Source organism: Streptosporangium sp. NPDC002721 (assembly GCF_042888905.1).
GTDB lineage: Bacteria > Actinomycetota > Actinomycetes > Streptosporangiales > Streptosporangiaceae > Streptosporangium.
Map to the genome: position 1 here is coordinate 290,157 of NZ_JBIAQI010000010.1, position 12,911 is coordinate 303,067.

General features: G+C 72.1%; 12 protein-coding genes. 5 read left to right on the forward strand and 7 right to left on the reverse strand.

What is annotated here, in order from left to right; translation table 11 throughout:
• Positions 1-15 precede the first annotated feature (15 nt).
• The 5 genes from ACFYWM_RS16620 to ACFYWM_RS16640 are packed head-to-tail and all read right to left on the reverse strand — an operon-like array spanning position 16 to position 5,087.
• Positions 16-1,188, reverse strand: a complete 1,173-nt coding sequence (locus ACFYWM_RS16620; protein ID WP_389915091.1) for a lipid-transfer protein — start codon at positions 1,186-1,188, stop codon at positions 16-18.
• A gap of 35 nt (positions 1,189-1,223) precedes the next feature.
• Entirely contained in the window at positions 1,224-1,634 is a 411-nt protein-coding gene (locus tag ACFYWM_RS16625) for a MaoC/PaaZ C-terminal domain-containing protein (protein ID WP_389915094.1), read from the reverse strand.
• Positions 1,634-2,851: an OB-fold domain-containing protein gene (locus tag ACFYWM_RS16630; protein WP_389915097.1), complete on the reverse strand. Its 1,218-nt coding sequence runs from the start codon at positions 2,849-2,851 to the stop codon at positions 1,634-1,636. Before ACFYWM_RS16630 ends, ACFYWM_RS16625 begins: the two co-directional genes overlap by 1 nt.
• Positions 2,848-4,002: an acyl-CoA dehydrogenase family protein gene (locus tag ACFYWM_RS16635; RefSeq protein WP_389915100.1), complete on the reverse strand. Its 1,155-nt coding sequence runs from the start codon at positions 4,000-4,002 to the stop codon at positions 2,848-2,850. Before ACFYWM_RS16635 ends, ACFYWM_RS16630 begins: the two co-directional genes overlap by 4 nt.
• Positions 4,002-5,087: an acyl-CoA dehydrogenase family protein gene (locus ACFYWM_RS16640; protein WP_389915102.1), complete on the reverse strand. Its 1,086-nt coding sequence runs from the start codon at positions 5,085-5,087 to the stop codon at positions 4,002-4,004. The genes ACFYWM_RS16635 and ACFYWM_RS16640 overlap by 1 nt, the downstream gene beginning before the upstream one ends.
• Positions 5,088-5,385: 298 nt before the next feature.
• Here ACFYWM_RS16640 and ACFYWM_RS16645 point away from each other — a divergent pair, with 298 nt between their 5' ends.
• The 4 genes from ACFYWM_RS16645 to ACFYWM_RS16660 all read left to right on the forward strand — a co-directional run bounded on the left by ACFYWM_RS16645 (position 5,386) and on the right by ACFYWM_RS16660 (position 9,372).
• Positions 5,386-5,994, forward strand: a complete 609-nt coding sequence (locus tag ACFYWM_RS16645) for a TetR family transcriptional regulator (protein ID WP_389915217.1) — start codon at positions 5,386-5,388, stop codon at positions 5,992-5,994.
• A gap of 249 nt (positions 5,995-6,243) precedes the next feature.
• Complete coding sequence (locus ACFYWM_RS16650) at positions 6,244-7,401, forward strand: steroid 3-ketoacyl-CoA thiolase (protein WP_389915105.1); 1,158 nt, start codon at positions 6,244-6,246, stop codon at positions 7,399-7,401.
• Positions 7,402-7,640: 239 nt separating this feature from the next.
• Positions 7,641-8,660 carry an MBL fold metallo-hydrolase gene (locus ACFYWM_RS16655; protein WP_389915108.1) on the forward strand — a complete coding sequence of 340 codons (1,020 nt, stop codon included), beginning with the start codon at positions 7,641-7,643 and terminating at the stop codon, positions 8,658-8,660.
• A 37-nt stretch (positions 8,661-8,697) separates the two neighbouring features.
• Positions 8,698-9,372: a FadR/GntR family transcriptional regulator gene (locus ACFYWM_RS16660; protein WP_389915111.1), complete on the forward strand. Its 675-nt coding sequence runs from the start codon at positions 8,698-8,700 to the stop codon at positions 9,370-9,372.
• Between the two features lie 124 nt (positions 9,373-9,496).
• On the opposite strand, the gene ACFYWM_RS16665 is transcribed toward ACFYWM_RS16660, so the two are convergent.
• Entirely contained in the window at positions 9,497-9,856 is a 360-nt protein-coding gene (locus ACFYWM_RS16665; RefSeq protein WP_389915114.1) for a hypothetical protein, read from the reverse strand.
• A 463-nt stretch (positions 9,857-10,319) separates the two neighbouring features.
• On the opposite strand from ACFYWM_RS16665, the gene ACFYWM_RS16670 reads away from it, so the two are divergent.
• The gene (locus ACFYWM_RS16670) at positions 10,320-11,348 is read left to right on the forward strand and encodes a TIGR03564 family F420-dependent LLM class oxidoreductase (RefSeq protein WP_389915116.1); all 1,029 of its coding nucleotides are present in this window, start codon (positions 10,320-10,322) and stop codon (positions 11,346-11,348) included.
• 90 nt (positions 11,349-11,438) lie between these two features.
• Here ACFYWM_RS16670 and ACFYWM_RS16675 read toward each other — a convergent pair whose 3' ends face one another.
• A complete protein-coding gene (locus ACFYWM_RS16675) occupies positions 11,439-12,857 on the reverse strand; it encodes a tetratricopeptide repeat protein (protein ID WP_389915120.1) in 1,419 nt (472 codons plus the stop codon).
• Positions 12,858-12,911: the final 54 nt, after the last annotated feature.

Sequence of the window (12,911 nt, forward strand, 5' to 3'; positions counted from 1 at the left end):
GCGCGAGGCCCCCGCTCACTCCGACGACAGGACCAGCCCGCTCGTCGGCACGCCCGTGCCCGCGGTGACCAGCACGTTCCGTACCCCGGCCACCTGGTTGGCCGAGGTGCCCCTGATCTGCCTGACGGCCTCGGCGATGCCGTTCATGCCGTGGATGTACGCCTCCCCCAGCTGGCCGCCGTGCGGGTTGACCGGGAGGCGGCCGTCGATCTCGATGCCGCCGTCGGCCACGTAGTCGCGGGCCTCGCCGCGCCCGCAGAAGCCCAGCTCCTCCAGCTGGGTGAGGACGAACGGGGTGAAGTGGTCGTACAGGATGGCCGTCTGCACGTCCGAGGGGCCGAGTCCCGACTGCTTCCAGAGCTGGCGGCCGACCACCCCCATCTCCGGCAGGCCGGTCATGTCGTCGCGGTAGTAGCTGGTCATCATCATCTGGTCGGCGCCCGACCCCTGGGCGGCGGCGGTGATCACGGCGGGTGACCTGCGCAGGTCCCTGGCCCGCTCGGCGGAGGTGACCACCAGCGCCACCGCGCCGTCGCTCTCCTGGCAGCAGTCGAGCAGGTGCAGCGGCTCCGCGATCCACTTGGACGCCTGGTGCTCCTCCAGCGTGATCGGGCGGCCGTGGAACCACGCGGCCGGGTTGGTGGAGGCGTGCCTGCGCATGGCGACCGCCACCCGGCCGAAGTCCTCGGAGGTGGCGCCGTACGTGTGCATGTAGCGCCGGGCGAACATGGCGACCCAGGCGGCGGGGGTCATCAGCCCGTACGGGACGTGCCAGCTCATCTCCAGGCCCTGGGACGAGGGCTCGCCGCCGATGCGGGCGTCGGGCTGGCCGAACCTGTTGCCCGAGCGCTCGTTGAACGCCCGGTAGCAGACCACGGTCTCGGCGACCCCGGTGGCGACGGCCATCGCCGCGTGCAGCACGGTCCCGCACGCCGCGCCGCCGCCGTAGTGGACACGGGAGAAGAACGACAGGTCGCCGATGCCCACCTCGCGGGCCACGGCGATCTCCTGGTTGGCGTCCTGGGTGTAGGTGACGAGACCGTCCACGTCGGAGGGCGCGAGACCCGCGTCGTCGAGCGCCGCGAACACCGCCTCGGCCGCGAGCTGGAGCTCGGACCTGCCCGACTGCTTGGAGAACTCGGTCGCGCCGATGCCGGCGACGACCGTACTCCCGGAGAAGGAGACCACGGTGGTGAGGGCCTTTCTGTGTTCCGGTGTTCCCGTCAGCGGGAGGGGAGGGCGAACCTGACGGTGCCCGAGACGTGGTCGCCGAGGCTGACCCCGCCCCGGACCTCGACGGTGAACTCGCCGTCCTCGCGGGCGACCACGCTGCCGGTGAAGGCCAGCCTGTCGCCCGCGTACGCGGGGACGCCGAGTTTGACGTTGATGCCACGGATGATCGCCTCGGGTCCGGCCCAGTCGGTGACGTAGCGCTCGACGAGACCCATGGTGGTCAGGATGTTGAGGAAGATGTCCTTCGACCCCTGCGCCCTCGCGCCCTCGACGTCGTGGTGGACGGAGGTGAAGTCCATGGTCGCGAGCGCGGTCGACACGACCACGGTGGGGCTCAGGTCGACCGCGAGCTCGGGAAGCGGAGCTCCGACCCGCACCTCGTCGTCGGTAAGTGTCCGCATCACGCCTCCCGGGGGACCCACATGGGCAGGATCAGCTCGTCGTCCATCTGGCGGTACGTCACGCGCACCGGCATACCGATACCCACCCGTGAAGCGTCGCAGTCCACCACGTTGCCCACGATCCGCGCGCCTTCCGGCAGTTCCACCACGGCGACCACGAAAGGTGTCCGATGTCCCGGAACCGGCGGGTTGTGGTGGACGACGTAGCTGTAGACCTCGCCCTCGCCGCTCACCGTCACGAACGTGCGGGCGGCCGAGCGGCACGAGGGGCAGACCGGCCCCGGCGGGTGGCGGAGCTCGCCGCAGTCGGCGCACTTCTGGATCCGCAGCTCGCCCGCCGCGACACCCTCCCAGAAGAAGGCGGTGTCGGCGTTGACGGCGGGTCTCAGCGGGAACGGCTCGCGCGGTGACGCGTCCTCACTCGCCGCGGGCGCGTCCTGAACGTTCTGAACGGTTACGTCCTGAGCGGGCGGGGGCCCGGAGGGGGCCTCGCGCGCGGGAGCGAGCCCGTTCCCGCGCGCCGCGATCCCGTTCCCGCCGGACGTGGCCGCGCCCGGCTCTTCCGCCCGGCCCGGCTCCGCCGCCCGCTCCCTGGGCCTGAACTTCAGCACCCGGAACAGCATCTCGGCCACGGCCTCGCCGTCGGCGTACCAGGTGATGTTCCAGGTGACGAAGTAGCCCTCGCCGAGCGCGGTCCGCTTCGGCCCGGTGACGCCGGTCAGCCGGGTGGCCGGGACCAGGGACTCGCCGAGCCTCACGTAGCGGTGGTAGGTCTGCTCGCAGTTGGTGGCGACCACGCCGGTGTAACCGTTGCCGTCCAGCATCGCGAGCACCGGGTCGATCGGCGTGCCCGGCCGTTTCCTCCTGGAGCCGTCCACGCCGGGCATCGTCCAGACCTGGATCATCGCCGGTGGTGCCACGATCCCCCCATGCACCCCGGCGGCGGCGGCCTCGGGGTCGGTGTAGAGCGGGTTCGTGTCGCCCATGGCGTCGGTCCAGTGCCGGATCATCGGGATGTTCACCGGGTCCGCCTCCGCGACACCGAGCACCTCGCCCACGGCGATCTGCCGCTCGGCGAGGGCGGTGAGCCGCTCGTGCAGGGAGCCGGGCTCGGACGCCGGAGTGGCCGGGGTCGCCGCGGGGGACGAGGTCGGCGCATCTGCCGAGGTCGTCGAGGGGGCCGGGGTCGCCGCGGGGGGCGAGGGCTTCTCGCTCATCGGGGCGGCCTCGGCAGGCTCAGGCCGAGCATCGCGATGAGCTCGCGCTGGACCTCGTTCACCCCGCCGCCGAAGGTGAGCACCAGTCCCCCCTTGGCGCCTCGGTCGACGCGTTCCATCAGGTCGGCGGTGTCCGGGTCCGACGGGTCGCCGAAGCGGGCCAGGACCTCGCCGACGATCCTGCCGACGTCCTGCAGCCGCTCGGAGCCGTACACCTTGGTGGCCGAGGCGTCGGGGGCGCCCAGCCAGCCGAGGTCCATGTTGGCCGCGACCTGCCAGTTCAGCAGCTCGTTGGTCCGGAAGTAGGCGTAGACCTGGCCGAGCGCCCTGCGTACCGCGGGCTCCTCGACCGTGCCGGTGCGGCGGGCCCAGGCGAGGAACCGGTCGTAGGTGTGGGCGAGGTTGCCCGCCGGGCCGAGCGTGACCCGCTCGTGGTTGAGCTGGTTGACGATGAGGTCCCAGCCCTTGTTCTCCTCGCCCACGACCATGTCCACCGGTACGCGTACGTCGGAGTAGTAGGTGGAGTTGGTGTGGTGGCGCCCGTCCATCGTCGTGATCGGGGTCCACGAGTAGCCGGGGTCGGCGCAGTCGACGATCATCATCGTGATCCCGCGGTGCTTCTTCGCGTCCGGGTCGGTGCGGGCGGCGAGCCAGATGTACTGGGAGTAGTGGCCGCCCGAGGTGAAGATCTTCTGCCCGTTGACGACGTAGTGGTCGCCGTCGCGGACCGCGGTGGTGCGCAGGGACGCCAGGTCGGTGCCCGCCCCCGGCTCGCTGTAGCCGATCGCGAAGTGGCACTCCCCGGCGAGGATGCGCGGCAGGAAGAACTCCTTCTGCGCCGCCGTCCCGTACTGCATGAGGGTCGGGCCGACGGTCTGCACGGTGATGATCGGGTACGGCACCTCGGCGCGGGCGATCTCGTTGGCGAAGATCTGCTGCTCCAGCGGACCGTACCCGCCGCCGCCGTACTCCTTGGGCCAGCCGAGCCCGAGCTTGCCGTCGCGGCCCAGGGTGCGGCAGTGCTCCATGTAGGCGTCGCCGAACGGGTCGGTGGAGATCCGCGCGCGGTCCTCGGCGGTGAGGCAGGACCGGAAGTACTCGCGCAGCTCGTCGCGGAGCCTCTTCTGGTCGGGAGTCAGGTCGATCAGCATCAGACGAGCGCTCCGATCGTGTCGAGCCGGGCTTCCACCCCGCCCAGCAGGTGGGCGTGGTGCTTGCCCCAGGCGAAGTAGCGGTGCAGCGGGTAGGTCACGTCCACGCCGATCCCGCCGTGCAGGTGCTGGCAGGTGTAGAGCGCCCGCAGCGCCTGGTCGGTCGCGGTCAGGGCGCCGACGGACAGGTCCGCCTCGGCCTCCTCGTCCGCCCCCTGGGCCAGCCGCCACGCCCCGGACCACACGGCCACGTCCAGGGACCGCCCGGCGATGTAGACGTCGGCGATCTGCACGGTGACCGCCTGGAACTCGGCCAGCGCCCGGCCGAACTGCTTGCGCGTCCTGATGTACTCGGTGGTGAGCGCCAGCGCCCCGGCCAGCACGCCGGAGGTGACGGCGATGTTCCCGGCCAGCGCCAGCCTGCGCAGGCCGTCGGCCGCCGCGCCGTCCTCGGCCCCGACGAGCTCGCCGGGGGTGCCCTCCAGGGTGAGCGCGGCGGCGGGTTCCCCGGTGGAGGTCGGCACCGGCCGCGTGCCCGCCTCGGCGGGGTCCACCAGGAACACGCCGACCCCGGCGCCGGTGGCGGCGGTGACCAGGACCTTCGCCGCCTGGGCGGCGTAGGGCGTGGTGCCCTTGGCCCCGTCCAGCACCCACCCGGCCCCCTCCCTGCGGGCGGTCGTGACCGGCGGGGCGGCGAAGTCGCGGCCCGGCTCGGAGGTGGCGACGGCGAGCGAGATCTCGCCGTCGGCCAGCGGGGCCAGCGCCTCGCGCTGCTCCCGGGAGCCGTACCTGGCGATCACCTGCGCCGCGACCAGGCTCTGCTCGGCGGGTACGGGGGCCACGTGGGCGCCGATCTCCCGCAGGACGACCGCCGTCTCCACCGGTCCGAGCCCCGCGCCCCCGGCCTCCTCGGGCAGGGTGGCGCCGAGCAGCCCGGCCCCGGCGAGGGAGCGCCACAGGGCTGCGTCGTAGGGCGCGCCGCTCTTCTCGTGGGCTTCGAGCCTGGCCGAGGTCACCTCCTTGCCGAGGAGGTCGACCGCGAGTTTGCGCAGGTCGGTCTGTGTCTCGTCGAGATTGAAGTCCACTGGCGCTCCAGGGTTTCTGTCGGCCGCTTCGCCCTTCCGGAAAGTAGAACAGATTCTATTCTGTGTCCAGAGGCAGCCGATCGCAATAAGTCCCCGTATAACCGCCGCACCGCATATGCCATGTAAGCGCGGGGCATCTTTGTGACTGGCGAGTAACCCATCGGAGTATCCGGAAATCAGATAACGTGTTCTCATGCGCACCTCGCATGTGACCACCGACACGCCGGTCACCCCAGCCCGGGCCGGCAGGCACGCCCCGAGCGACGCCGATCCGGCCACGACCGAGGGGGCACCCGGCATGCGGAGCGAACCGGCGTCCACGGGCGTCCGCACCAGGAGCCAGCACCAGCGGCGCAAGCGCATCGTCCAGGCCGCCGCGGCCCTCGCCTCGCGGGGCGGCGTCGAGGCGATGCAGATGCGGACCGTCGCCGAGCGCGCCGGGGTCGCGCTCGGGACGCTCTACCGATACTTCCCCTCCAAGATGGATCTCGTCGTCGCCGTCGTCGGCGAGGAGATCGATCTCCTGGAGACCAGCATCGAGCGCCGCCCGCCCAACGCCGCCACGGCCTCGGGCCGGGCCGTCGACGTCCTGATGCGCGCCACCCGGGGCCTGATGCGCGAACCCGAGCTCGCCGACGCGCTCATCCGCTCGTTGATCATGGCCGATGTCGACATACCGTTCGGCGACCGCATGGCGGGGCTGCTGCTCCGCGTCGCCGGCGACGACCTCACCGTCGAGACCGCCACCGAGGAGCAGTTCGCCCTCGCGGGCTCGCTGTCCAGCGTCTGGGTGCACGAGCTCATGGAGATGCTCAGGGGCCGCCGCACGTACGAGCAGATCCAGCGCCGCATCGAGATCGCCGCCGGGCGCCTGCTCGCCGACTTCCAGCCCTCCGCCACCGGCTGAGGCCACCCTTGCCGGATCCGCCCCCGCAGGACCCGCCTCGGTCGGGCCCCGCTCCCGCCGGAGACCCGTCCCGCGGGGGGCGGTGTTCCACCGGAAACCCCGCCGCTCCTTCCGCCTGAAACTAGAACCCGTTACAGTCTCTACGGAAGCGACTAGAGCGACGTTCTGGAGCGGCGCGCGACCGGGCGGATCGGCGGGAACGGTCGCCCGGTGGCCGCGGGCTCCGACCCGGATGGCGAGGAGATCGTTATGGGTGCGGTGATCGTCGAGGCCGTGCGGACCCCGATCGGCAGGCGCAACGGATGGCTCGCCGGGCTGAAGCCGCAGGCGGTCCTCGCCGCGGCGCTCAACGGCCTGATCGGCAGGTCGGGCATCGAACCCGGTGCCGTGGAACAGGTTTTCGCCGGATGCGTCACGCAGTCCGGAGAGCAGGGCGGCCACGTCGGGCGGCACGCCTGGCTCTACGCCGGGCTGCCGTACCAGACGGGCGTGACCACGATCGACGCGCAGTGCGGCTCCTCGCAGCAGGCGGTGCACCTGGTCGCGGCACTCATCCAGGCGGGGGTCATCGACGTCGGCGTGGCCTGCGGCGTCGAGGTGATGAGCCGGGCGCCGCTCGGTTCCAACGTGCTGCCCGCCAACCCCAGGCCCGACGACTGGGCCATCGACCTTCCCGACCAGTTCACCGCCGCCGAGCGGATCGCACGGCGGCGCGGGCTGACCCGCGAGCGGCTCGACCGGTTCGGCGCCAGGTCCCAGGGCCTCGCCGCGGAGGCGTGGGCTCAGGGCCGCTTCGACCGGGAGATCGTACCGGTGACCGCGCCGGTGCTCGGCCAGGACGGGGAGCCCACCGGCGAGACCCGCGTCGTCGACCGGGACCAGGGGCTGCGCGAGACCACCGTCGAGGGGCTGTCCGCGCTCAGGCCCGTCATGGGCGAGGACGGCCTGCACACCGCGGGCACCTCCTCCCAGATCTCCGACGGCGCGGCGGCGGTGCTCCTCATGAGCGAGGAGGCCGCCGCCCGGCACGGCCTGCGGCCCCGGGCCCGCGTCCTCGCCCAGGCGCTCGTCGGCTCCGAGCCGTACTACCACCTGGACGGGCCGGTGGACGCGACCGCCAGGGTTCTGTCCGTGACCGGGATGAGCGCGGCCGACATCGACAGGTTCGAGGTGAACGAGGCTTTCGCCTCGGTAGTCTTGTCCTGGGCGTCGGTGCACAAGCCGGACATGGAACGGGTCAACGTCAACGGCGGCGCCATAGCCCTCGGCCATCCGGTCGGAGCGACCGGTTCCCGGCTGATCACCACCGCCCTGCACGAGCTTGAGCGGTCCGACTCCTCGACCGCGCTGGTGGCGATGTGCGCGGGAGGGGCGCTCGCGACCGCGACCATCCTGGAGCGCCTCTGAGCGGCACCGCCGACACGGGACGCCCGACGGCGCCGGCCCCCGGAGCGTCTTGGGCGACACCGACACTCCGGACCGCTCCGGGCGGCACCGATGGACCGGGCGTCCCGAGCGCCGCCGCACGAGAGGCACCACCGTTGAGATCCCGCAGGCCGCACAAAAGGCACCACCGTTGAGAACCCACAGCCCGCGCAAAAGGCAACACCGTTGAGAACCCGCAGGCCGCACAAGGAGCACCACCGTTGAAAACCCGCCGCAGGCCGTACAGCGAGCAGCGCCCGTTCGACACCGGCGGCGGGGTGTGGAGCGTGCCCGTCCCGATCCCCGGCAACCCGCTCGGCTACACACTGGTCTACGCGATCGAGTCCCCCGCCGGTCCCGTGCTGGTCGACGCGGGCTGGAACGCCCCCGAGGCGTGGCTCGCGCTGCGCGACGGGCTGGGGGCGGTCGGCATGGACGTCCGGGACGTGCGCGGGGTGGTCGTGACCCACTTCCATCCCGACCACGCCGGGCTGGCGGGCCGGGTCAGGGAGGAGTCCGGCGCGTGGATCGCCATGCACGAGGCCGACGCCGCGCTGATCAGGCTCATGCGCGACTTCCAGGGTGACGCGCACCGCGACTTCCAGGCCGACATGCTGCGCCGGGCGGGAGCGGGAACCGTCGAGGTGGAGGAGGTGACGGGGAACCGGCCGCAGCCGCCCGCGGTGCCCGACCGCGTCCTCACCGACGGCGACCTGATCGACCTGCCGGGGCGCAGGCTCCGGACGATCTGGACGCCCGGCCACACCCCCGGCCACGTCTGCCTGCACCTGGAGGACGCCGACCGGATCTTCACCGGCGACCACGTGCTGCCGGCGATCACGCCGCACATCGGGATCTATCCGTACGACCGCGCGGACGTGGATCCGCTCAGCGACTTCCTGGAGTCGCTGGAGAAGGTGAAGGGCCTGGGACGGCTCGAAGCCCTTCCCGCCCATGAATGGATATTTCCTGACACGGGGGCTCGGGCGACGGAGATCGTCGTCCACCACGAGGAGAAGCTCCGACGGCTGGCCGCCCTGCTCGCCGAGGCGGAGGGGCCCCTCACCATCTGGGAGATAGCCGGACGTATGACCTGGAACCGTCCGTGGGAGGACTTCCCGCCCGTGCTGCGCGGGATGGCGGCGGGAGAGGCCGCGGCCCATCTGCGCACGCTGGAGGTCCGCGGAATCATCCGCCGCGTGACGGGAGTGGATCCGGTCCGGTTCGCCATACACTCATAGACATCGGATGTCTGGCGCGACCTGAGGACGGTGCAGAGTGGCGGTCACCGACGCCGCTATCGACAAGATCAAGCAGATGATCCTGTCTGGCGAGCTCGCCCCGGGCAGCAGGCTGCCCAAGGAGGCCGACCTGGCCGATCGGCTCGGCCTGTCGCGCAACTCGCTGCGCGAGGCCGTCAGGGCCCTGGCCCTGATCAACGTGCTGGACGTGCGCCAGGGCGACGGCACGTACGTGACCAGCCTGGAGCCGAGGCTGCTGCTGGACGCGATGTCGTTCGTGGTCGACTTCCACCAGGACGACACCGTGCTGCAGTTCTTCCAGGTCCGGCGGATCCTGGAGCCCGCGGCGACCGCGATGGCGGCGACGCACATGTCCGAGTCCGAGGTCACCGAGCTGCGCAAGATCCTCGACGAGCTGCCTCCCGACCCGAGCGTCGAGCAGCTGGTCGCCAACGACCTGGAGTTCCACCAGCGCATCGCGGCGGGCTCGGGCAACGCGGTGCTGTGCTCCCTCATCGAGAGCCTCTCGGGCCCTACGACCAGGGCCAGGATCTGGCGGGGCCTCACCCAGGAGAACGCCCTGGAGAAGACCCGCGAGCAGCACACCGCGATCTGCGACGCCATCGCCGCCCGCCAGCCGGAGGTGGCGCGGGCCTGGGCCACGGTCCACATCGCCGGTGTCGAGGAGTGGCTCCGCAACGCCCTCGCCTGACGGCCCGGCGGCCGTCGCGTAGGAGACGGCGTCCTCGCCGGGGTCCGGCCGTCGCGCACGAGACGGCGCCCTCTCGCCGGGGTCCGGTCGTCGCGCGGGCGCCGGGCCGGGACGGTCGCCCGGATCAGTCGAGCGCCTGGCGGGTGCGCCGCAGGAAGTCGCGCTCGGTCGCGTTGCGGGTGAGGGCGATCGCCTCCTCGTAGGCCCGCGCCGCCTCGGCGGTGCGGCCCAGGCACCGGAGCAGGTCCGCGCGGACGGCGTGGAACAGGTGATAGCCGCCGAGGTCGAGGCCGTCGACCAGGACGAGCGCAACCTCCGGCCCGTCGACCTCGGCCACCGCGACCGCGCGGTTGAGCGCTACCACCGGGTTGGGGGTCAGGGCCAGCAGCCGGTCGTACAGCGCCAGGATCTGCCACCAGTCGGTGAGGGCCGCGGTCGGCGCGTCGCTGTGGACGGCGTTGATCGCGGCTTGGATCTGGTACACACCCCGGCGGTCCTCATCTCCCGCTCCAGGGCCTCCAGGTTCCGTGCGATCGGCTCCAGCACCTCGGGGGCGGGGGAACCTCCGTCGGGCTGGTAGATGCTGAGCAAATACTGTTTCATCGCGCGTTCCTCCCGGACGACCGGTGCGGCTCCGTCGCCGCCTTCCTATCCCCTACACGAACGGCGTCCGGCGGGATCGACACCGGGTGCGCTCCTTCTTCGAAAAGGTTTCCGCCTCCGGCGCGGAACCGTCCCCGGACACCGAGGATGCCGGGCCAGGGTTTCCTCCTCCCGGAGGGCCGACTGGTCTGAACGCACGCCTCGGGAAGGCTCTCAGGCCGCCGGGTGGAGGACTTACGACCATGGGCTCGAAGGGAAATAGGGCCAAAATGCTTGCCTGAGGCAATATATTGACCGAGTAAAGACTTCTGGCCGGCCTCCCGGCCGAACGATTGGAGTACGCCATGCGCATCGGGGTCGCGCTGCCCACCGATCACACACGGCTGTCCGCCGAAGCCAATTCCGTCGAGACCCTGATCGGCGAGGTGAAGGAGCTCGCCGCCGCGGGGCTGACCTCGGCCTGGTTCACCCAGCGGTTCGACCACGACGCCATCACGGTGGCCGCGCTGGCCGCGCGCGAGGTGCCCGGCATCGACGTCGGCACCGCGATCGTGCCGATCTACCCGCGGCACCCGATCGCGATGTCGATGCAGGCCCAGACCGCGCAGGCGGCCGGCCACGGACGCTTCACGCTGGGCGTCGGGATGTCGATCGGGTCGTTCGTCGAGGAGGCCTACGGGATCGCGCCGCACCCCAGGATCCGGCACCTGCGGGAGTACCTGGAAGTGCTGCGCGACCTCTTCGAGAACGGCACCGCGAACCTGGACGGCGAGACGCTGGTCGCCAGAACCCCCCTGCCGGTGAGCGTGCCGGGCGCGCGGCCCCGGGTGCCGGTGCTGGTCGCGGCGGCGGGCGAGCTCACCCTGCGCGCCGCGGGCGAACTCGCCGACGGCGCGCTGCCGATCCTGTCCGGCCCGCGCACGCTGGCCGAATACACCGTGCCGACCGTCACCCGGTACGCGGAGGCGGCCGGGCGACCGGCCCCCCGGGTCGCCGCGATCGTCTCCGGCGTGGTGACCGCCGACGTGGCGGGCGCCCGCGCCCGCGCCGAGAAGAACATGGGGTACTACGGGACCATCCCGTCCTATCGCGCAGCGCTGGACCGCGAGGGCGTCGGCCACCCCGCCGACCTGGTCGCGATCGGGGACGAGGAACTGCTCGCGGACCAGGTGGCCGCGTACGTCGAAGCGGGCGTGACCGAGCTCGTCTACACCCAGACCTCGATCGGTTCGGCGGAGGACGAGCACCGCACCTGGAGACTGCTCGGCGAGCTGGCCGCGAGACACCGGCGCGAACCGGCAGGCACCGGGCCGACCGGTGCCGGGCCGACCGGTGCCGGGCCGGCTCCCGTTCCGGGGGCCGGCGCGCCGTAGAGGGTGTCCGTCAGCTCATATCGACCCGGCCGTAGAGGGCGTCCGCCAGTTCATCCCGGCCCGTGAGTCAGACCCGCATCCCTACCGGCCTTACCGGTCTTCCCCGCCTTTCCCGGGGAGAGCGAGTTCGGCGGCGCGGGCTCGGGCGGCCGCCGCGGCGGCGCGCTCGCCGAGCCCCTCGGAGACGGAGCCCTGCTTGAGCCAGTTGAAGGGGCTGCGCGGCCGCACGTTGATCCGCTCGCTGACCAGCACGCGGGCGAGGTCGAACCGCCCGGCCCTGATCGCCGCCTCCAGCAGCGTCTTCTGCACGGCGTCGCGCTGGGCGTGGCTCCCGCCGAAATCGTTCACCCGATGTCTGATCGGGTAGAGCAGGTCCACCACCCGGGCGTAGTCCCTCCGGCCGAAGGCGAGCAGCGCGCGGCACACGGGCAGGCCCACGCGGGTGGTCATCCGGTGGTTGGTGACCTCCGGGCGGGCCGGAGCCGCGTACTCCTCGCGGCTCGCGATCAGCCTCTCCGCCTCCGCGAACCGCCCGGAGCCGACGTAGGCCATCACCGCGTGCGTGTCGTTGAACGCGTAGAGCGGTTCGGCCATCTTGGGCGCCCACGCGTCGGCGAGCGAGGCCCACCGTTCCGTCTGGTCGGAGTCCTCCAGGAGGAGCCGCCAGAGCAGGGCGGAGGCGTCGAGCATCTCCATCACGGTGTCCGTGGCACCGGGGCCGCGAAGCGCCGCGTCGTAGATGGCGAGGGCCCTTGGGGTGTCTCCCGCCTCCAGCGCGTAGAGCGCGTAGTGCCACCAGGTGTGCACGTTGAGGAAGGTGCCGGACGACCAGTCGGCGAGCCTGTCGTCGAGATAGCGCACTCCCCGCTGGAAGCGGCCCTGCATCTCGTAGGTGTGGACGACGGCGTGGATGCCCCAGACGTCCTTGGCGTTGAGTTCCACCGCGCGCAGGCCCACGTCCTCGGCCCTGTCGTAGTGCCCGGCCTCCTCCAGGCCGAAGGCGTACATGCCGAGCAGGTGGCCGTGGTGCCGGTCGTCCTCGTGCCAGGCCGTCAGCGCGCCGCCGACGCGGTCGCGGAGCGAGCGGGCGTCGCCGGTGAAGAAGTCGATCTGATGCCCGACGATCAGGGCGAGGGCGTCCCGGGGGTGCTCCTCGGTGATCCGGGCGAGGACGGCCCCGCCGGTGAGAAGATCCCCGCGGAGCAGTGCCCCGACCGCCTCCACGTGCGCCCGCTCCCGCGGGAGCAGCCGCGAGATGTCGGTCCGGCGGAGGTAGGCCCGGAACCGCTCACCGGCGTTCCGCGTCTCGGCCGGCTCCGTGGTGAGCAGCCCCAGATAGGCCGACAGCGCGTTCGCCAGCGGGAGGTCCGGATCCTCGGCCAGCGCCGCCGCCGTCCTCTCGTCGACCGCGGCCCGGAAGTGCAGCAGCTCGTGGATGGCGTCGTCGTAGTGCCGTACGGCGGTGGCGCCGGCCGCGCTCACCGGCAGGCCGTGCTCGTCCGCGTGCATCAGGTCCTCCCGAGGGTCCCGTCACGACCTCATCTTGGCACACATCCCATTATT